Source organism: Nocardioides bruguierae (assembly GCF_023554635.1).
Taxonomy (GTDB): domain Bacteria; phylum Actinomycetota; class Actinomycetes; order Propionibacteriales; family Nocardioidaceae; genus Nocardioides; species Nocardioides bruguierae.
Genome location: NZ_JAMJPH010000006.1, coordinates 209,712 through 227,981, shown reverse-complemented (window position 1 = coordinate 227,981; position 18,270 = coordinate 209,712). Strand labels below are relative to the sequence as shown.

General features: G+C 73.5%; 20 protein-coding genes and 1 tRNA gene. 15 read left to right on the top strand and 6 right to left on the bottom strand.

Annotated elements, in window-relative coordinates; genetic code table 11:
* Positions 1–92 precede the first annotated feature (92 nt).
* The gene (locus M8316_RS05850) at positions 93–341 is read right to left on the bottom strand and encodes a mycoredoxin (RefSeq protein ID WP_250052851.1); all 249 of its coding nucleotides are present in this window, start codon (positions 339–341) and stop codon (positions 93–95) included.
* A gap of 75 nt (positions 342–416) precedes the next feature.
* Here M8316_RS05850 and M8316_RS05845 point away from each other — a divergent pair, with 75 nt between their 5' ends.
* From M8316_RS05845 to M8316_RS05820, 6 genes are all read left to right on the top strand, one after another.
* Entirely contained in the window at positions 417–2,477 is a 2,061-nt protein-coding gene (locus tag M8316_RS05845) for an ATP-dependent DNA helicase UvrD2 (RefSeq protein WP_250052849.1), read from the top strand.
* Positions 2,478–2,677: 200 nt separating this feature from the next.
* Complete coding sequence (locus M8316_RS05840; RefSeq protein WP_250052847.1) at positions 2,678–3,001, top strand: hypothetical protein; 324 nt, start codon at positions 2,678–2,680, stop codon at positions 2,999–3,001.
* 183 nt (positions 3,002–3,184) lie between these two features.
* Positions 3,185–3,496: a WhiB family transcriptional regulator gene (locus M8316_RS05835; RefSeq protein WP_272494740.1), complete on the top strand. Its 312-nt coding sequence runs from the start codon at positions 3,185–3,187 to the stop codon at positions 3,494–3,496.
* A gap of 121 nt (positions 3,497–3,617) precedes the next feature.
* Positions 3,618–3,776, top strand: coding sequence for a hypothetical protein (locus M8316_RS05830; RefSeq protein WP_250052845.1), 159 nt, complete (start codon positions 3,618–3,620; stop codon positions 3,774–3,776).
* Between the two features lie 46 nt (positions 3,777–3,822).
* Complete coding sequence (locus M8316_RS05825) at positions 3,823–4,143, top strand: putative WhiB-interacting protein (protein ID WP_250052843.1); 321 nt, start codon at positions 3,823–3,825, stop codon at positions 4,141–4,143.
* A gap of 181 nt (positions 4,144–4,324) precedes the next feature.
* A complete protein-coding gene (locus M8316_RS05820) occupies positions 4,325–4,528 on the top strand; it encodes a hypothetical protein (RefSeq protein WP_250052842.1) in 204 nt (67 codons plus the stop codon).
* Positions 4,529–4,554: 26 nt separating this feature from the next.
* On the opposite strand, the gene M8316_RS05815 is transcribed toward M8316_RS05820, so the two are convergent.
* Positions 4,555–5,436, bottom strand: a complete 882-nt coding sequence (locus M8316_RS05815; RefSeq protein ID WP_250052840.1) for a hypothetical protein — start codon at positions 5,434–5,436, stop codon at positions 4,555–4,557.
* Between the two features lie 200 nt (positions 5,437–5,636).
* Positions 5,637–5,795, bottom strand: a complete 159-nt coding sequence (locus M8316_RS05810) for a DUF5679 domain-containing protein (RefSeq protein WP_168929624.1) — start codon at positions 5,793–5,795, stop codon at positions 5,637–5,639.
* A gap of 238 nt (positions 5,796–6,033) precedes the next feature.
* On the opposite strand from M8316_RS05810, the gene M8316_RS05805 reads away from it, so the two are divergent.
* The 3 genes from M8316_RS05805 (at position 6,034) to M8316_RS05795 (ending at position 8,720) form a co-directional block, all read left to right on the top strand.
* Positions 6,034–6,855: an enoyl-CoA hydratase/isomerase family protein gene (locus tag M8316_RS05805; protein WP_250052838.1), complete on the top strand. Its 822-nt coding sequence runs from the start codon at positions 6,034–6,036 to the stop codon at positions 6,853–6,855.
* A gap of 149 nt (positions 6,856–7,004) precedes the next feature.
* The gene (locus M8316_RS05800) at positions 7,005–8,066 is read left to right on the top strand and encodes a PHP domain-containing protein (protein WP_250052836.1); all 1,062 of its coding nucleotides are present in this window, start codon (positions 7,005–7,007) and stop codon (positions 8,064–8,066) included.
* Between the two features lie 99 nt (positions 8,067–8,165).
* Positions 8,166–8,720: a M48 metallopeptidase family protein gene (locus M8316_RS05795; RefSeq protein WP_250052833.1), complete on the top strand. Its 555-nt coding sequence runs from the start codon at positions 8,166–8,168 to the stop codon at positions 8,718–8,720.
* Positions 8,721–8,724: 4 nt separating this feature from the next.
* Here the strand turns inward: M8316_RS05795 and M8316_RS05790 are convergent, their stop codons facing one another.
* Both M8316_RS05790 and M8316_RS05785 read right to left on the bottom strand, forming a co-directional pair.
* The gene (locus M8316_RS05790; RefSeq protein ID WP_250052831.1) at positions 8,725–9,285 is read right to left on the bottom strand and encodes an NUDIX hydrolase; all 561 of its coding nucleotides are present in this window, start codon (positions 9,283–9,285) and stop codon (positions 8,725–8,727) included.
* The gene (locus M8316_RS05785) at positions 9,282–10,718 is read right to left on the bottom strand and encodes a zinc-dependent metalloprotease (RefSeq protein WP_250052830.1); all 1,437 of its coding nucleotides are present in this window, start codon (positions 10,716–10,718) and stop codon (positions 9,282–9,284) included. Before M8316_RS05785 ends, M8316_RS05790 begins: the two co-directional genes overlap by 4 nt.
* Before the next feature lie 135 nt (positions 10,719–10,853).
* Here M8316_RS05785 and M8316_RS05780 point away from each other — a divergent pair, with 135 nt between their 5' ends.
* The 6 genes from M8316_RS05780 (at position 10,854) to M8316_RS05755 (ending at position 16,866) form a co-directional block, all read left to right on the top strand.
* Complete coding sequence (locus M8316_RS05780) at positions 10,854–11,303, top strand: molybdenum cofactor biosynthesis protein MoaE (RefSeq protein ID WP_308195967.1); 450 nt, start codon at positions 10,854–10,856, stop codon at positions 11,301–11,303.
* Positions 11,304–11,364: 61 nt separating this feature from the next.
* A complete protein-coding gene (locus M8316_RS05775) occupies positions 11,365–11,598 on the top strand; it encodes a hypothetical protein (RefSeq protein WP_250052829.1) in 234 nt (77 codons plus the stop codon).
* Between the two features lie 84 nt (positions 11,599–11,682).
* Positions 11,683–12,756, top strand: coding sequence for a YlbL family protein (locus M8316_RS05770; protein WP_250052828.1), 1,074 nt, complete (start codon positions 11,683–11,685; stop codon positions 12,754–12,756).
* Between the two features lie 27 nt (positions 12,757–12,783).
* Positions 12,784–13,401, top strand: a complete 618-nt coding sequence (locus M8316_RS05765) for a PPA1309 family protein (protein WP_250052827.1) — start codon at positions 12,784–12,786, stop codon at positions 13,399–13,401.
* A gap of 147 nt (positions 13,402–13,548) precedes the next feature.
* Positions 13,549–16,686, top strand: coding sequence for a UPF0182 family membrane protein (locus M8316_RS05760; protein WP_250052826.1), 3,138 nt, complete (start codon positions 13,549–13,551; stop codon positions 16,684–16,686).
* Positions 16,687–16,789: 103 nt separating this feature from the next.
* Positions 16,790–16,866 (top strand) — tRNA-Met (locus tag M8316_RS05755).
* A 69-nt stretch (positions 16,867–16,935) separates the two neighbouring features.
* Here M8316_RS05755 and M8316_RS05750 read toward each other — a convergent pair.
* Positions 16,936–18,264 (bottom strand): DUF6884 domain-containing protein, encoded by a 1,329-nt coding sequence (locus tag M8316_RS05750; RefSeq protein ID WP_250052825.1) that lies wholly within the window; start codon positions 18,262–18,264, stop codon positions 16,936–16,938.
* Positions 18,265–18,270 lie beyond the last annotated feature (6 nt).

The window sequence follows — 18,270 nt, the reverse complement described above, 5'->3', positions numbered from 1 at the left end:
CGCCCGGGGGGGGGGGCCCCCCGGGCGGGGGGCCCCCCCCCCCCGGCCCCCCCCCGGGGGGGGGGCGGGGGGGGCCCCCACGTGCGGGGCGCTCAGGCCAGCTCGGCGAGCTTCGCCTTCACCTGCGCCAGCGACGGGTTCGTCTGCGCCGTGCCGTCGGAGTAGACCAGGGTCGGCACGGTCTGGTTGCCGTTGTTGACCTTCTCCACCAGGGCCGCGGCCTCGGGCTGGGCCTCGATGTCGACGACCTCGAAGCCGATGCCCTCGCGGTCGAGCTGGCTCTTGAGTCGGTGGCAGTAGCCGCACCAGGGGGTGCTGTACATGGTGAAGCCGGCGCTCATCGGTGCTGTCGCCTCCGGGATCTAGGGTGTGGGACGCACTGCCCAACCCACCCGTGAGCGGAGTTGTTCCCACCCATGTCGTCGCCGTCCGGCCCCGAGACCCTGCTGGCCGCCCTCGACCCCGAGCAGCGACAGGTGGCCGAGACCCTGCGCGGCCCGGTCCGCGTGCTGGCGGGGGCCGGGACCGGCAAGACCCGCGCGATCACCCACCGGATCGCCTACGGCGTGGCCAGCGGGCTGTACGTGCCCACCGAGGTGCTGGCGGTGACCTTCACGACGCGGGCGGCGGGCGAGATGCGGCAGCGTCTGCGCACGCTCGGGGCGGGCGGGGTCCAGGCCCGCACGTTCCACTCCGCCGCGCTGCGCCAGCTGCGGTACTTCTGGCCGCACGTGCACGGCACCGGCCTGCCGGAGCTGACGGAGTCGAAGCTCGGCATGGTCGCCGGCGCCGCCCGGCGTCTGCGCCTGCGGCTCGACCAGGCCACGCTGCGCGACCTGGCGGGGGAGATCGAGTGGTCGAAGGTCAGCAACGTCGACCCCGAGACCTACCCCCGGCTCGCCGCGGCCCGCGGTCGCTCGGTCAACGGGCTCGACCACGAGACCGTCGCGCGGGTGCTGGGCGCCTACGAGGAGGTCAAGCGCGCCGAGGGGCGCATGGACATGGAGGACGCGCTGCTGCTGACCGCCGGTCTCCTGGCCGAGGAGGAGCGCGTCGCGGCACAGGTGCGCAAGCAGTACAAGTGGTTCGTCGTCGACGAGTTCCAGGACGTCTCGCCGCTCCAGTCGGCGCTGCTCGACCTCTGGCTGGGGGGCCGCGACGAGCTCTGCGTGGTCGGTGACCCGGCGCAGACGATCTACTCCTTCGCCGGCGCGGACGCCGCCTACCTGCGCGACTTCGGCGCGAAGTTCCCCGGCACCACCTCGGTGGAGCTGGTGCGCAGCTACCGGTCCACCCCGCAGGTGGTGGGGCTCGCCAACGACCTGCTGGCCGGCAGCCCCAGCCAGGGCGTGCAGCTGCGCGCCCAGCGCGAGGGCGGCCCCGAGGTCGCGTTCCGCCCCGCCACCGACGAGGTCGCGGAGGCCGAGGAGGTCGCGGCCCGCGTGCTCGCGCTGAAGAAGGAGGGGCGCTCGCTCGGCGAGGTCGCCGTCCTCTTCCGCATCAACGCGATGTCGGAGAAGTTCGAGGAGGCCCTCGCGGCCCGCGGGCTGCCCTACGTCGTCCGCGGCGCCGGCCGGTTCTTCGACCGGCCCGAGGTCCGCGAGGCCGTCACCCGGCTGCGCGGTGCCGCCCGCTCCGGTCAGGTCGACGACGAGCCGCTCGAGGTCGTGCACGCCACCCTGGCCGCCATGGGGTGGACGCAGCAGGCGCCGTCGGCGCGCGGCCAGACCCGTGACCGCTGGGAGTCGTGGCAGGCGCTGCGCGACCAGGCCGAGACGTTCCTGAGCGCGGCGGCGGCCGAGGGCACCGAGGACCCGCTGGGCGCGCTGGTCGACGACCTCGACCGGCGCGCGGCCGAGCAGCACGCCCCCGTCGCCGACGGGGTCACGCTCGCCACCTTCCACGCCGCCAAGGGCCTGGAGTGGGACGTGGTGTTCTGCGTCGGCCTCCAGGACGGCACGCTGCCCATCACCTACGCCGAGACCCCGACCCAGGTCGAGGAGGAGCGCCGCCTGCTCTACGTGGGCGTCACCCGGGCCCGGGAGCGGCTCGAGCTGTCGTGGTCGGCCGCCCGCAACCCCGGCGGCCGCGGCACCCGCAAGCCCTCCCGGTTCCTGGACGCGGTGCTGCCGGCGTCCGCCCGCCCCGACCCCGACGCGGGGCGGCGCCGCTCGGGCCGGGCCCTGACGTGCCGCGAGTGCGGCAAGCCGCTCGGCGGCCCCGCCGAGAAGAAGCGCGGCCGCTGCTCCGACTGCCCCGCCTCCTACGACGAGGCGCTCTACGAGCAGCTGCGCACCTGGCGCAAGGAGCGTGCGGACGCCGACAAGGTGCCCGCCTACGTGGTCTTCACCGACGCCACGCTCCAGCTGATCGCGGAGCTGCGCCCCGCCGACGAGACCCAGCTGCTCAAGATCGCCGGGATCGGCCGCGGCAAGGTGGAGAAGTACGGGGACGACGTCCTCGCGCTGTTGGCCTGACCGACCCGGACGGGTGGGCTGCGCCACTCCGGGAGGCGTCCCCACGCGGGCGGGAACCGCTGGTGAGAAGAAAATCTGAAATCACCAAGAAAATAGTTTGCCCCTTACAACGGGACGCCGATACCGTGCTGCCCACGTACTCACCCGCGCACCACGGCCCTGCCACGGCCGGCGCCCGATCACCGAAGGAGGTGGAGCAGATGAACACGATGATCGCCACGATCAGCCGCACCGCGCCGTTCAGCGCGCCGTGCGCCCACACGTCTGCGTCCGCCTCCCTGTGCGGCACCTCCCCGTTCGCGGGCTGGGCCGGCTGGGCCGGTTCCGAGGCCGTCCTCGGCACCGGTGCGTCCGCTGCCGTCCGTGATCGTGCCCAGGGCACCCGTGCGTCCGTCGACGCCCGAGGTCTGTCCTACCGGGGCATGACCGAGACGACCGTCGTGGACGCGCAGCAGCGCACCGTCGCCGTGAAGCCGATCTTTGCCCACACCCCGGGTACCGCCCCCTGGAGACCGCCCGCCTGAGACCTCGTCTCAGCAGCAGCCTCCAGGCCGCGGAACCCGACAGGGTCCGCGGCCTTCGTGTTTCCCGGGCCCCTGAGTACCGACCGATCCGGTGCGCAGGAGCAGCGGGAGACGCACCGGCCGTCGGGTCCGCCCTCGAAGCAGACGAACCCACCAGGTCACCGAGAGGAGGTGAGACGAGACATGACCGCCTACGTTCTGGACCCGCTGACCGAGCTGACCCTCGGGCAGCTCCACGACGTGGGGACCGCAGCGGACGAGGCGATGCCGTGCCGGGTCGAGAACCCCGAGCTCTGGTTCGCCGAGTCGCCCGCCGATGTCGAGGCTGCGAAGGCCCTCTGCCTGAGCTGCCCGGTGCGCGACCTCTGCCTCGACGGCGCCCTCGAGCGCCGCGAGCCGTGGGGCGTGTGGGGAGGCCAGCTGTTCCTGGCCGGTGTCGTGGTCCCGCGCAAGCGGCCCCGCGGCCGTCCCCGCAAGAACGAGAACGCCGCCTGAGCCTTCTCCTTCGCCCCCGTCCCACCCCCCCAACACCCGCCCATCCATCCCGGCCCACACCCGGCCCACACCCGACCCACCCCCGATCAGCACTGATCGGAAGACCTCACCAGGAGACACCGTGAACGCCGACTTCCTCGCCAGCCAGCAGATCGCCGCACGCGTGGACGACGCGGCCCGCCGCCGTCGCGACCACGACCTCAGCCGCGCGCAGCGCTTCGCCCGCCGGGCGTCCCGCGCCGCCGCCGCTGCCCGCGCCGACCTGTCCCGGGCTCTCTGAGCACCCGCGCAGAGCACACGACCGAGACCGCGAAGGAGCACGTGACGTGATCACCGTGACCGAGCAGCGCGAGCGCGCCGCCGAGACCACCGCCCTCACCCGTCCCGTCCGGGGCGACCACGCCGGCGACGCCGGCCCCCACCCGAGCCCGACCACGGGCCCGGGCACCCAGCACCAGCACCACCAGACCGGGAGCACCGACATGCACCTCATGCCAGAGGAACTGGCACGGGCCCAGAGAACCGCCCGTCTCGACGCTGCGCACGAGCAGCGGCGGGGGTACCACCTCGCCCGCGCGCAGCGCCTGTCCCGCCGCGCCGAGGCCGCCGCCCTCCGGGCACGCCTCGCGCTCGCGCGGGCGCTCTGATGAGCACCAGCACCACGCACAGCAGCAAGCACAGCACCAGCACGCACGACAGCACCAGCAGCACCACCACGGCCCGGCCGGGCCTCGCCCCGGCCGGGCCGGCCTGCGTCCGGACGCGACCTGCCTCACGATCGCGCCCGAGGAGTGGGCGGGGGACCATCGGGTCCCTACCCTGATCGACATGACCGCACGGACGACGGACGACGCCGCGGGAGCGGCCGGTGCCGTCACCTGCGACTTCTGCGGCACGGTCGAGACCGACCAGGCCCGCGCCCTGACCTGGTCGTTGTCCGTCGAGCGCGGGCAGCGCCGCACCTACTGCCCGGCGTGCAGCCGCGAGCACCTGCGCGCGATCGAGAGCAAGCTCGACTCCCGCTGGTGGTGAGCCCCGGGCGCTGACGCCCGCAGGGCTCACGCGCCCTCCCACGTGCACGGGCACTCGGGATGTCGCGTCCAGCGTCGCGACGCCGGCACCGGCCCCAGGTCGAGGGTGGCCGACCAGGTGGAGCAGGCCGCCCCGTCCACCCAGGCGACGAGGTCGTGCACGGCCCACGCGGTGCCGAGACCCAGCAGCACGGGGTCGGCCTCCGGCTCGGCGCCGGTCTGTGCGAGCAGGAGGGCGTGCTGGGGGTCCTCGTCGAGCCGGTGCTGGTCCACGCAGCGCAGGCACGCGGAACGGCCGGGCTCCACGAACGGCCCCACGCGCACCCGCCCGGCCAGCGCGGTGAGCAGCAGGTGGGGGCGGCGATCGGCCACGAGGGGGTCCAGGGCGTCGCGCTCGGGCTCGCCGGCCCCGACGACGAGGAGGACGTCGGCGTCCTGGTCGGCGACCAGCCGGGTGCCCGCGGCCTCCAGGAGCCGGCGGGCCTCGGTGGTGGCCGCGGCCAGCGTCGCCGGGCCGTGCGGCGCGCTGACCGCGACCCCGGTGCGCGTGCGCCGTGCTCGGCGACCGGGTGCGGAGCCGGCGTCCTGGTCGGTCAGCGTGCCGGGGACGGCCTCGCCGACGGGACCCACCAGCCCGGCCTCGACGAGGCAGCGCAGCGCGGCCGACTGCCGCGAGGTGGCGAGCCCGTCGGGGCGCAGGCCGCCACGCAGCACCTCGAGCAGGGCCCGGACCTCGGGGTGGTCGGGCACGACCGCCGCGGGCGAGGGCCACAGCCCGACCTGGAGGTGGTCGCGGTCGCGGCGCCGCAGGTCGGCGCCGGGAGAAAGGCGCAGGCGGACCGGGCTCGCCGAGGGGGCATCGGGTCGCCGAGAGGACGACGGGGGCGGGGTGCGTGTCGGTGGGGTCATGCACCGGGTCCTACCCGGTCCGCGGGGTCCCGCCGTGCCTGTCCACAGGCCCGCCGCGCAGCGAGGAGGGGGAGGGGGCGGGCTGAAAAGCAGGAACGGCGGCAGCCCCGCGGGATGCGGGAGCCGCCGCCGTGCGTCCGGACCTCAGGCAGCCGTCCGTGCGGACGGCCCCCGGCCGGATCGACGCGAGGTCTGAGTGCTCAGGCCTTGCCGAGGATGCGGTTGAGGTTGGTGCTGCACACCGGGCACTGGGCCTTGGCCATGCGGGTGCCCTTGTCGTTCACCTTGACCTCGCCGGTCGCCTCGCGCTTCTCCTTGCACTTGACGCAGTAGAACTCGCCGCTCCAGGTCTCAGCCATGACGGCCTCCTTGATGTCTGTGGGGGTGGTGCTCGGTCTCTGCGGAGCCCGCCGGGGCGGCCTCCGAGGCCCGCCAGAGCGCGGCGGACTGCGCCGACACTACGACACACGGCCACGCAGGGCGCAGCGGCACACCGTCCGCGTGGCGAACGTTCCCGTGCGGGCCCGCCGCGCGGGACCGGACGCACGGCCCCCGGGGTGCCCTCTCGCCGGACCGCGGGCGGGCTACCGTGCCCGCATGGCGACCCCGCTGCCGCACACCCCGGACCTGCCGCTCACGCACCTGCGTCTCGAGCGCCACGACGACGGCGTGGCCGTGCTGACGCTCGACCAGCCCGAGCGGCGCAACGCCATGTCGACCGAGATGACCGCCTCCTGGCAGGCCGCGCTCGCCCACCTCGAGGGGGACCACGGACTGCGCGCCGTGCTCGTCACCGGCGCCGGGTCCGCGTTCTGCTCCGGCGGGGACACCACCTGGCTGGCCTCCGAGCCCGACGCCTCCGTCGACGACCTGCGGACCCGGATGATGGGCTTCTACCGCGCCTGGCTGGGAGTCCGACGCCTCGAGGTGCCGGTCGTGGCGGCGATCAACGGCCCCGCCATCGGCGCCGGCCTCGCCCTCGCCCTGGCCTGCGACGTCCGCGTCGCCGCCCCCGGGGCACGGATGGGCGTGCCCTTCACCGCGCTGGGGCTGCACCCGGGCATGGGCACCACCCACCTGCTGCCCGACGTCGTGGGCCACGCCGCGGCCCGCGACCTGCTGCTCACCGGCCGCCTGGTCGCCGACGACGAGGCCCTGCGGCTGGGGCTGGTCACCCAGGTGCTGGACGACGGCGACTTCGCCGCGTCCGCCCTCGCGCTGGTGCGCGGCATCGCCGCCACCGCGCCGGTGGCCGCGCGGCTCACCAAGCTGGCCCTGGCCCGGGGCGGGCACTCGGACCTGGAGGCGGCCCTGCAGTGGGAGGGCCTGGCCCAGCCGGTCACGCTGGCCACGGCGGACCTGGCCGAGGGGCTGGCCGCCGCCCGGGAGCGCCGCCGCCCTCGGTTCACCGGCCGGTGAGACGGGCTGGTGAGACGGGCTGTGGAGAACCATGTGGAAAGGTGTGGACGAAGCGGTGGGGAACTTCTCGACGAGCGTCAGTGCAGGCACTCTGAACTGCAGGTTCAATGTTCCACCGGATGTGCACCTCGCGACGGCGGAGGCTGTGGATGAGTGAGGTGCCACGCGCCGGCGACCCGTGGGAGGGCGGGCCGGTCGCAGCCCTGCGCCGGGTCGCGTTCCTGCTCGAGCGAGCCCGGGAGGACACCTACAAGGTCAAGGCCTTCCGCAAGGCGGCGGCCACGCTGCTCCCGCTGCCGCCCGAGCAGGTCGCCGAGGCGGCCCGCGCCGGCACCCTGACGGACCTGCCCGGGGTCGGCCGCAGCTCGGCCGAGGTCGTCGCGGCCGCCGTCGACGGCGTGGTCTCGGAGCGGCTGGCACGCGTCGAGGCCGAGCACGGCGGCCCGCTGACCCAGGGCGGGCACGACCTGCGGGCGCTGCTGCGGGGCGACCTGCACTCGCACTCGGACTGGTCCGACGGCGGCTCGCCGATCGAGGAGATGGCCTTCACCGCCCTGGAGCTGGGGCACGACTACCAGGTGCTGACCGACCACAGCCCGCGGCTGAAGGTCGCCCGCGGCCTCTCGGCGGAGCGGCTGGCGCGCCAGCTGGACGTCGTGACGGCCGTCAACGAGCACCTCGCCGCCGGAGGGGGCACCTTCGCGCTGCTCTCGGGCATCGAGGTCGACATCCTCGACGACGGCTCGCTCGACCAGACCGAGGAGCTGCTCGGCCGGCTCGACGTGCGCGTGGCCAGCGTCCACTCCAAGCTCGCCATGGACGCCGAGCCGATGACGCGGCGCATGGTGGCGGCCGTGCGGAACCCGCTGACCAACGTGCTCGGCCACTGCACCGGCCGGCTCACCGGCGGGTCCCGGGGGACGCGCGGGGAGTCGCGCTTCGACGCGCGCGCCGTGTTCGAGGCCTGCGCGGAGACCGGGACGGCGGTGGAGATCAACGCCCGGCCCGAACGACGGGACCCACCGACGCGGCTGCTGGAGCTCGCCCGCGACCTCGGCTGCCTGTTCAGCATCGACTCCGACGCCCACGCGCCGGGCCAGCTCGACCTGCTCGTGCACGGCTGCGAGCGCGCCGAGGCCGCCGGCATCGACCCCGACCGGATCGTCAACACGTGGCCGCGGGAGCGCCTGCTCGCCTGGGCGAACGGTTAACCTGGACACATGCCCCCCACCCGCGAGGCACGTCGGTCGCGGGTGCGTGCTGCCCACGACCGCCCGTCACGGCCCCGCCCCGGTGGAACGGAGGAGCCCGTGGAGTCCACCACGATCGCGGCCGTGGACGCCGTCGAGGTCGAGGTGCGGCGCTCCGCGCGTCGACGCCAGACCGTCTCGGCCTACCGGGAGGGCGAGCGCGTCGTCGTCCTCGTGCCCGACGCCCTCTCGGACGAGGAGGAGCACGCCTGGGTCGAGACGATGGTGGCCCGCGTCGAGGCGGACGAGCGCAGCCGCCGTGACGACGAGGAGCTGCTCGAGCGGGCCCGGGTCCTCTCCGACACCTACCTGGGAGGCCTGGCCGCGCCGGTCTCGGTGCGCTGGGTCTCGAACCAGACCAGCCGCTGGGGCTCCTGCACGCCCGGTGACCGCACCATCCGGCTCTCCGAACGGCTCCAGGCGATGCCCTCGTGGGTGGTCGACTACGTGATCGTGCACGAGCTGGCGCACCTGCTGGAGCCCGGCCACGACGACAACTTCTGGGGCTGGGTCAACGGCTACCCGCACACCGAGCGGGCGAAGGGCTACCTGCTCGGCTGGTCGGACGCCGGCGCCGTGGCCGAGCCTCCCGGACAGGAGTCCGAGGTCGACTGAGGGCTCAGGCGCGCAGCCGGGCGCGCGCCAGGTCGACGAGCTCCACCATGTCCGGCTGCGGGTCGGGCAGCTCGTCCGCCGGCCACCAGCGCACGTCCAACGACTCGTCGCTGACCACCGCGTCGGCCTCGCCGCGGACGACGGCCAGGAACCGCACGTCCAGGTGGTGCACCGGGCGCTCACCGGGTGCCGTCGGCGTGCCGCAGAACGGCACCGCGTGCTCGGAGAGCTGGACGGGCACCGGGTCGAGCTCGAGCTCGCCCAGCCCCGACTCCTCGGTGGCCTCGCGCAGGGCCGCGGCGGCCAGGGTGGTGTCGCCCGGCTCGCAGTGCCCGCCGAGCTGGAACCACTGCCGCGCCTTGGCGTGCAGCGTCAGCAGCACGTGGCCGCCACCGGGGGAGAGCACCAGCGTGCTGGCGGTCAGGTGGTCGGGACGGCAGGACCGGTCGCAGGCGTCTGGGTGCGTGCGCAGGTGCGCGACGTAGCGCTCGCGCAGCCGCTCCTGCTCGGTGCTGGGCGCCGACCACGCCTCCAGCCGGGCCAGGGCGTCGTCGTGCAGGCTCATGCGGGGGTCGGGCCGCCCTCGTCGGGCTCGTCGCCCTGGTCGGTGGAGCCCTCGTCCACCACGTCCTCCGGGGCGGTGCCGGAGAGGCCGCCCTGGAGCAGGGCGGAGAGCTCGGCGTCGAACTCCTCGTCGCTGAGCGCGTCCGGCTGGGAGGCGTCCGCGCGGAAGGTCAGCGGGTCGTCGAGGTCCTGCGCGGTGGGCAGCAGGTCGGGGTGGGTCCAGACGCCGTCGCGACCCTCGGTGCCCTGTCGCGTGCGCAGAGAGCCCCACAGCGTGGAGGCGTCGCGCAGGCGGCGCGGGCGCATCTCGAGGCCGACGAGCGTCGCGAACGTCTCCTCGGCGGGGCCGCCGCTGGCGCGGCGACGACGCATGGTCTCGCGCAGCTTGCCGGCCGTGGGCATGCGGCCCTCGGTGGCCTGGCCGACGACCTCGTCGACCCAGCCCTCGATCAGCGCGAGCACGGTCTCGAGGCGGGCCAGGGCGGCCTCCTGCACGGGGGAGCGGGGCGGCTCGAACATGCCCTCCTCCATCAGACGCTGGAAGGAGGCGGGGTCGCTGGGGTCGACGCCGCGCAGCTGCTCCTCCATCCGCTGCTGGATGGCCTGGGTGTTGATCGAGATGCCGCGGGCGTAGTCGGTGACGGTGCCCAGCACGTGCTCGCGCAGCCACGGCACGTTGGCGAAGAGGCGCTCGTGCGCGGCCTCGCGCAGCGCGACGTAGAGGAGGACGTCGTCGTAGGAGACGTCCAGGCCCTCGGCCAGCTTCTCCACGTTGGCCACGACGATGGCGGCCTTGCCGGTCTCGGTGAGCGGGATGCCGATGTCGGAGGCACTCAGCACCTCACCGGCCAGCGTGCCGATGCCCGAGCCGGTCTGCTGGGCGAGCATGCCGCCCATCGCCTTGCTCATCATGCCGACGAAGGGGCCGGCCATGGCCTTGGCCTCCTCGGGCAGGGCGTCGCCCATCGACCCGACGGACGACTCCGCCACCGGGGTGACCAGGGTCTTCCACGTGTCGGCGGTCGCGACCACCCACTCGGCGCGGCTCCACGCCGCCGTCCCGGTGACGGCCGACGGCAGGTCGGTGGCCGAGTCGAGCCAGTGGTCGGCGAGCCGGAGGCTGTCGGCCACGGCGTCGCGCTGCTTGCCCGACGGGGACGGGTCGGGGGACTGGGCGACGGTCTTGCGGGCCACGTCCTGGGCGAGCTCCCAGTTCAGGGGGCCGTCGTAGGGCTGCATCATCTGCTGGAACTGGCCCATGAGGGCGTTCATGTCGAAGCCGCCGGCCCCGCCCGCGCCCGCCAACGGGCCGCCCGCGCCGAAGAGCTGCGACATGTCGAAGCCGCCGGCGCCGCCCTGGCCACCGAACAGGTGCTCGAACGGCGTCCCCTTGAAGGGGTTGTTGTTCTCGTCGTCGCCGGGGGTCTCGCTCATGGGTCCACGGTACCCAGGTGCCGGGCGCGGACCCCCGTCTGTTCGCGGCCCGCGAACCCGGGAACCTTCCGGGCACGAGCGCCGTGCCGGGCGGGCCGGGGGCGTCCCCGTCGGGCGGCGCACTAGCCTGGACCGGTGAGCGAGCAGCCCGGAAGCCCCGGCAGGCCCGTCGTCCGACTCGTCGACGTCCGCGACACGCCGCTGGACGTCACCGAGGTGATGGACGCCTGCGACGACGAGCACGCGGGCGGGCTGACCCTCTTCGTCGGCCGCGTGCGCGACCACGACGGCGGCAGGGGCGTCGACGGCCTCGACTACACCGGCCACCCGAGCGCACTGGCGCGGCTGGAGGACGTCTGCGCCGAGGTGGCGGGCCGTCACGGCGTGAGCGCCCTGGCCGCCGTGCACCGCGTGGGCACGCTGGCGATCGGTGACGTGGCGGTCGTGGTCGCCGCGGCCGCGGCGCACCGCGACGTCGCCTTCGCCGCCTCGCGCGACCTCATCGACACGCTCAAGCAGCAGGTGCCCATCTGGAAGCACCAGCGGTTCAGCGACGGCGGGGAGGAGTGGGTCGGCACACCCTGACCCGGGCAGCGGCCTGGCGCGCCGCCGCCGGGGTGGCCCGCCGGCGTCCTACCGTGAGCGGGTGGAGGTCCTGCTCTGGCTCGTGCCCGCGGCCGTCGTCACCGTGCTCGCCATGGGGTGGGTCGCGTGGCTGGGCCGCACCCGTCGCGAGCCCGACCGCGAGGTGCTGCTGGCCCGCCTGGAGAAGGGCCTGGGCCGCAGCACGCCGCTGCGCTACGCCGCGCCGCGCCCCGAGGCCGACCGCGGCACCGGTCTCGCCGTGCGCCGCTCGCGGCTGCCGCGACCGCCCGCCTGACCCGGTGGCCCGCACGCCGCAGCCCGGCCCCCGGGCGCAGGGCCGCGCCCCGTCCGTCTTGGGCGGCATGGGACGATCTGCCGCATGACGCAGCGCACCCTGGCCGCGGTGCTCGCGGTGCCCGTGGTGATCGCGCTGCTCGTGGCGGTGGCCTTCACCGGCCTGCCGTACGCGACCTACGCGCCCGGCCCGACCATCGACGTCCTCGGGATCTCCGGCGACGCGGTCGGCGGCAGCGGCGACGGCGAGATCATCAGCGTCGACGGGGCCAAGGCCTACTACGACGACTCCGGCCAGCTGCGGATGACGACGGTGTCGGTCTCGGCCACCGACCGGCAGATGCCGCTGCCCGAGCTGCTGTGGGCGTGGTTCGACCCCTCCGAGGCGGTCTACCCCTACGACTACGTGCACCCCGACGACACCACCGCCGAGGAGGAGGAGCAGAAGGGCGCCATCCAGATGGTGACCTCGCAGGACGTCGCGGTCGCCGTGGCCGAGGAGGCCCTCGGCTACGACGTCAGCCCGGTGCTCATGGTGGCGCTCGTGCAGGACGGCAGCCCCGCCGACGGGGTGCTGAAGGTGCGCGACCTGGTGCTGCGGATCAACGGCGAGAAGGTCACCGGCACCCAGATGCTCGTGCGCACCATCCGCCGCAGCGGGGGAGACCCCGTCACCCTCGTCCTCCAGCGCAACGGCAAGCGCCGCACGGTGACGATCACCCCGGAGAAGGGGGACGACGGCGTCTACCGCGTCGGGTTCACCCCCGGCACCGGCTACGAGTTCCCCGTGCAGGTCTCGATCGACATCGACTCCTCCATCGGCGGGCCCAGCGCCGGCCTCATGTTCTCCCTCGCCGTCTACGACACCCTCACCGAGGAGTCGGTGACCGGCGGGCACGTCATCGCCGGCACCGGCACGATGAGCGAGGACGGCGCCGTCGGGCCGATCGGCGGCATCCAGCAGAAGATCGCCGGGGCCGAGCGCGACGGCGCCGAGGTGTTCCTCGTCCCGGCCGACAACTGCGCCGAGGCCCTCGAGGTGGACGACGGCAGCCCCACCCTCCTGCGGGCGGACGACTTCGACTCCGCGCTCGCCGCGGTCCAGGACTGGGTCGCCGACCCGGACGACCCCGACCTGCCCACCTGCTCGAACCAGTGAGACGACGAACCGCGAGAGCGAGCCGCCATGCCTGACGAGAACCCCACCGACCCGACCGGGCCCACCGGCCTGCCCGAGGACCCGTTCCCGGAGACCGTCGACGCCGCCAAGCTGGACCTGGACGCCGACCCGGCGCTGGCCACCGCCGTGCTGGAGATCGAGAAGCACGTGGCCGAGGCCGGCTGGGACCAGCCCGCGCGTCTCTTCGGCCTCGTCGACACCGCGGCGCTCGTGGCCCAGGAGCCGGAGCTGGCCGCCCTGATGGGCCTGGACCAGCCGTCCGAGGACGGCTCCCTGACGCCGGTGGAGCAGGACTCGCTGAACCCGAACGTGCCGCTGGAGCAGGTGCTCCCCGGCATCTCGTGGCCCGGCTCGGTGGCCGGCTGCGCGGCCGTCGTGGAGCGGATCGTGCTGCCGCCGGAGGTGCACGAGGACATCCCCGAGGACGACGACGAGGCGACCGAGTTCGCCGCGAACCACCCGCTGCGCCAGGAGATGCGCCTGGTTGCGGGGACGACCCGGACCGGTTCCACGTACTGTGCGATGCGCTTCCGCAGCCACGACGAGGAGTCCCTCGTGGTGGGCGGCACGGACCTCGTGCCCTCGCTGCTGGAGCTGCTGTCCGCGACCCTGGTCGAGGACTGATCGGCGGCACTCCCGGGGCCTCCCGGTCGTTGGAGCACCTGAGAGACCCCGCAGAGGCCCCTGAGCAGCACCCCTGAGCAAGCACCTGCACCACCAGCAGCACCCTGGATGCCCGGCCCCCGCGCCCGGTGACGAGACGAGGAGAGCGTGAGCGACACCTTCGAGCAGCCCAGCACCCCCGAGCAGCAGCCCGAACGTGCCTCGGCACGCACGCGCGCGCTGATCGCGACCGCCGTCGTCCTGGTGGTGTTCTTCTTCGGGCTCACCAGCTTCGCCGGCGTCTACACCGACCGGGCGTGGTACTCGGCCGGTGGCTTCGTGAGCGTGTGGAACACGCTGCTGGGCACCCGCGTCGTCCTGTTCGTGGTCTTCGGCCTGGTCATGGGCCTGGTGGCCGCCGTGAACATGGTGATCGCCTACCGGTTCCGGCCCCTGTTCGTGGGCATGCCGGACGCCGGGGGCGTGCGCCGCTACCGGGACGCGGTGACGCCGATCCGCCGCTGGGTGCTCCTGGCGACCGCCGGCGTCCTGTTCGTCTTCGGCGGCACCTCGGCCTCGGCGAGCTGGCGCGACTACCTGCTGTGGCGCAACGGTGGCGACTTCGGGCAGACCGACGCCTACTTCGACCGGGACATCGGGTTCTTCATCTTCGACCTGCCCTGGTACCACTACCTGACCGACTTCGTGATGGCGACGCTGGTCGTGGCCGCGCTGGTGACGGCGCTGACGCACTACCTCTACGGCGGCATCTCGCTCCAGACACCGGGGGACAGGCTCTCCGGCCCGGCCCAGGCGCAGCTCTCGCTGCTGGTGGGCCTGCTGGTGCTGGCGAAGGCCGTCGACTACTGGCTGGACCGCTTCGACCTGGCCAGCCAGTCCGGCTCGCTGATCACCGGCATCACCTACACCGACGACAACGCGGTGCTGCCGGCCAAGAACATCCTGCTCGGCATCGCCGTGATCTGCGCGGTCCTGTTCTTCGTCAACGTCTGGCGCCGCACGTGGATGCTGCCGAGCGTGGGCGTGGCGCTGCTGGCGCTCTCCGCCGTCATCCTGGGCCTGATCTGGCCGGGCGTGGTGCAGCAGTTCCAGGTCCGCCCGTCCGAGCCGGTGCGCGAGAACGAGTACATCGCCAAGAACATCGACGCCACGCGGGACGCCTACGACCTGACGAACGTCGAGATCACCGACTTCAGCCCGGAGAACACCCTCGGCGTCTCGCTGGCCTCCCTGGACGGGGAGACCAAGTCGATCCCGCTGGTCGACCCGCAGCTGGTCTCCGACGCGTTCGAGCAGGACCAGCAGGTCCGCGACTACTACACGACCGCCGACGTGCTCGACGTCGACCGCTACGACGTCGACGGCACCGACCGGGCCCTCGTGCTGGGCGTGCGCGAGCTCAACTCCGCGGGCATCCCCGAGCAGAACTGGGCCAACCTGCACACGGTCTACACCCACGGCAACGGCGTCATCGCCGCCTACGCCAACCAGCGCGACCGGGTCGACGGGGCCGAGCTGGAGGTCGACGACAGCTCGTCCTCCACGTCCGGAAGCGACACCACCGCGGGCCTGGAGTGGGCGCAGGGCACCGCCGCCAACGAGAACGACCTCCAGGACGTGACCGGCGGCTACGAGGACCGGATCTACTACGGCGAGGACTCCAGCGAGTACTCGATCGTCGGCAAGGCCAGCGAGGACGCCGCCGACATCGAACTCGACCTGCAGGGCGACAGCACCGGCACCACGACCTTCACCGGCGCCGGTGACGGCGACGTGGGCAACGCCTTCCAGGAGCTGATGTACGCGATCCGGTTCGGCGACCCGAACTTCCTGCTCTCGGGCCGGGTGAACAGCAACTCCAAGGTGCTCTACGACCGGACCCCGCTCGAGCGGGTGCAGAAGGTCGCCCCGTGGCTGACGCTGGACTCCGACCCGTACCCGGCGGTCGTGGACGGCAAGATCGTCTGGATCGTCGACGGCTACACCACCTCCGACGCCTACCCGGGCGCGGAGAAGGAGTCGTACTCGGAGATGATCGACGACTCCCGCGCGGAGGACACCGGTCTCCAGACCATCCCCACCGACCAGGTGAACTACATGCGAGACGCGGTCAAGGCGACCGTGGACGCCTACTCGGGCGAGGTGACCCTCTACCAGTGGGACACCGAGGACCCGATGCTCTCCGCGTGGATGAGCGCCTTCCCGGGGACCGTGGAGTCGCGCGACGACATCCCTGAGGAGCTCCTCGAGCACCTGCGCTACCCCGAGGACCTGTTCAAGGTGCAGCGCTACCAGCTCGCCCGGTACCACGTGACCGACGCCGACGACTGGTACCAGGGCAACGACCGCTGGGAGGTCCCGGCCGACCCGACCACCTCGGGCACGTCCTACCAGCCGCCGTACCGGCTCTTCGTCGGTGAGGACTACGTGGGCCCGTCCGCGGACGAGGACACCACGGACGACTCCGGCACCGACTCCGGCACCGACTCCGGCTCGGGCACCGACTCCGGCTCCGGGTCGAGCACGGACGCGGCGTCGGGCCAGACCTGGTCGCTGACGTCGGTGTTCGTGCCGATCGGCCGCGCGGTGCTGGCCTCGTACATGTCGGTGGACTCCGACGCGACGAGCGACAGCTACGGCACCATCCGGGTGCTCCAGCTGCCGACCGAGCAGACGCCGGGCCCCGAGCAGGTGGCCAACACGTTCTCCTCCGACGAGGACATCGCCGACGCCCTGGCCCAGTTCAACCGGACCGACGGCGTCGTCGAGCGCGGCAACCTGCTGACGGTGCCGCTGGACGACGGGTTCCTCTACGTCCAGCCGGTCTACATCCGCCGGCAGGCCTCCGAGGCGTCGTACCCGGTGCTGCGGTTCGTCACGACCGCCTACGGCAACAACATCGGGATCGGGTCCACGCTGCGGGAGTCGCTGCGTGACCTGCTCTCGAACGTGGGTGGCACGCCGACCGACTCCGGCGGCGACACCGGGTCGGACTCCGGCTCGGGCTCCGGCTCGGGCTCGAACGACACCCCGCTCTCCGGCACCACGCAGCAGCAGATCAACCAGCTGCTCCAGCGGGCCGAGAACGCGTTCGACGCGGCCGACCAGGCCTACACGGACGGTGACCTGGGCGAGTACCAGACCCAGGTCGAGCGGGCGCAGGACGCGATCAGCCAGGCGCTCTCGCTGGCCTCGGACGCCGGCTCCGGCTCGGACGCCTCGGCGTCCCCGTCCGCGGACGCCTCCGACTCCGCGTCCTCGGACAGCACCGGCTCCGACGGCTGACCGTCGCACCCGACCGCGGCCCCTGCCTCCTTGGGCGGGGGCCGCGGCTCGACGTGGCCCGATTTGGCTCAGCCCCCGGTCTCTGAGAGTGTGGAGACACCGACGCGGGGTGGAGCAGCTCGGTAGCTCGCTGGGCTCATAACCCAGAGGTCACAGGTTCAAATCCTGTCCCCGCTACCAATCAGAAGGCCCGCCAGGCACCAGCCTGGCGGGCCTTCTGCTTTGCTGCTGGCGCACCCGGTCCGAGGGCTAGCGGAGCCCGGGGTCGACCGCGGTGCGCAGCTGTGTGAGCCGGATGCGTGCCGCTGACTCGCCGACGTGCTCCAGGTTCAGCGGTGGGTCGAGCCGCAGGACCACCTGCCGTTCCAGGTCGCCGAGCGTGTCCGCGTCCTGCACGCGCACCGGGTGCACCCGGAGGTGGTCGTTCATCCACGCCGAGAGGGCGTCGCGTGGCACCTCACCACCGCTGGCTCGGTCGAGGATCGCTCCCACCGTGCGTCGCAGCGTGGAGCTGCTGCGGCGGCCTCCCAGGTGCTGACTGCCGATCCTTTGCCAGAGCGTGCTGCCGCTGGGCGTGCCGGACGGCCAGCGGGTCGCACCCGTCTGACCGACGTAGACCAGCCCCGCTTCGACTCGGGTACCGAGACCCTCGGAGAGATCCGCTGCGCCGGCCTCGTCCACGAACCATGCGTAGAGACCTGGCCCCGCCAGTGCATTGCGATCCGTGACACCCAGGTCGCGCGGGCTCATTGCGAGCGCTGCATCGGCCAGTGCTACGACGAAGACGGTGACATCGCCGGTGAAGGCCCCGTGTGAGGCGCCGGCACCGGACTCCGAGGCACGCTGGTCGTACCAGCCCTGCCACCGGGCGCTGGTCAGGCCCCGGAGTGGACGTTCGATCACTGCGCCGCGCTGATGCAGGGGAGCGGTCAGCGGTTGGACGTACGCCTCGCCCGCGTGAATCTCCACGCTCGTCCCACGCAGTGGCCCCGCCAGCAGCTCCAAGCGGGCCGCGACCCAGGCCCCCCAGGCGGCGCGATACGCGGCAGGGGTGTCGGGCAGGTACCGCTCGTAGGGCGCCAGCCACTCCTGCGGTCCGACCAGTCCGTGCTCGGCGGACAGGATGAACCAGGGCACGTCAGCGGCCTCGGCGTAGGCCCGAGCCTTGCGGAAGCGGGGTGAGACGTAGAGGTCACGGGCGGCCGACGGCGACTCGGCCTTGGTCTTCGCGCAGGAGACGAGGATCAACCGCCTCCGGTCCGTCGATCCAGCGGTTGCTGCTCCGCTCGCCGTGCCTCGAGACGTCCGCACCGCAGCGGGCCGAGCCGTCGAGACCGGCTGCGGCGTCGCGCCTGATCGTCGGAAGGTCACCACGCGGCCCGGGTCCCTGGAGGCGAGCTCGAAGCCGGCGGCCCTCCAGGCCCGGGTGTGCGGACGGTCCCCGCTCCAGAAGGCCGGATGATCGATCGAGGACCGGGGCATGCCTCCCACGACGTCCTCGAGCTCACGCCAGCTCACGACCACCGTGTCGGGCTTGCCCCGCAGCCAGGCCGTGAGCGCTGACCAGTCCGCACTCATGCGCGC

What these genes read in the sequence shown, in the direction of transcription:
- M8316_RS05815 (WP_250052840.1), bottom strand. Translation starts at nt 5,436, where the DNA reads ATGACCCCACCGACACGCACCCCGCCCCCGTCGTCCTCTCGGCGACCC.
- M8316_RS05845 (WP_250052849.1), top strand. Translation starts at nt 417, where the DNA reads ATGTCGTCGCCGTCCGGCCCCGAGACCCTGCTGGCCGCCCTCGACCCC.
- M8316_RS05810 (WP_168929624.1), bottom strand. Translation starts at nt 5,795, where the DNA reads ATGGCTGAGACCTGGAGCGGCGAGTTCTACTGCGTCAAGTGCAAGGAG.
- M8316_RS05800 (WP_250052836.1), top strand. Translation starts at nt 7,005, where the DNA reads ATGAGTGAGGTGCCACGCGCCGGCGACCCGTGGGAGGGCGGGCCGGTC.
- M8316_RS05790 (WP_250052831.1), bottom strand. Translation starts at nt 9,285, where the DNA reads ATGAGCCTGCACGACGACGCCCTGGCCCGGCTGGAGGCGTGGTCGGCG.
- M8316_RS05785 (WP_250052830.1), bottom strand. Translation starts at nt 10,718, where the DNA reads ATGAGCGAGACCCCCGGCGACGACGAGAACAACAACCCCTTCAAGGGG.
- M8316_RS05850 (WP_250052851.1), bottom strand. Translation starts at nt 341, where the DNA reads ATGAGCGCCGGCTTCACCATGTACAGCACCCCCTGGTGCGGCTACTGC.
- M8316_RS05805 (WP_250052838.1), top strand. Translation starts at nt 6,034, where the DNA reads ATGGCGACCCCGCTGCCGCACACCCCGGACCTGCCGCTCACGCACCTG.
- M8316_RS05765 (WP_250052827.1), top strand. Translation starts at nt 12,784, where the DNA reads ATGCCTGACGAGAACCCCACCGACCCGACCGGGCCCACCGGCCTGCCC.
- M8316_RS05750 (WP_250052825.1), bottom strand. Translation starts at nt 18,264, where the DNA reads ATGAGTGCGGACTGGTCAGCGCTCACGGCCTGGCTGCGGGGCAAGCCC.
- M8316_RS05770 (WP_250052828.1), top strand. Translation starts at nt 11,683, where the DNA reads ATGACGCAGCGCACCCTGGCCGCGGTGCTCGCGGTGCCCGTGGTGATC.
- M8316_RS05840 (WP_250052847.1), top strand. Translation starts at nt 2,678, where the DNA reads ATGAACACGATGATCGCCACGATCAGCCGCACCGCGCCGTTCAGCGCG.
- M8316_RS05820 (WP_250052842.1), top strand. Translation starts at nt 4,325, where the DNA reads ATGACCGCACGGACGACGGACGACGCCGCGGGAGCGGCCGGTGCCGTC.
- M8316_RS05835 (WP_272494740.1), top strand. Translation starts at nt 3,185, where the DNA reads ATGACCGCCTACGTTCTGGACCCGCTGACCGAGCTGACCCTCGGGCAG.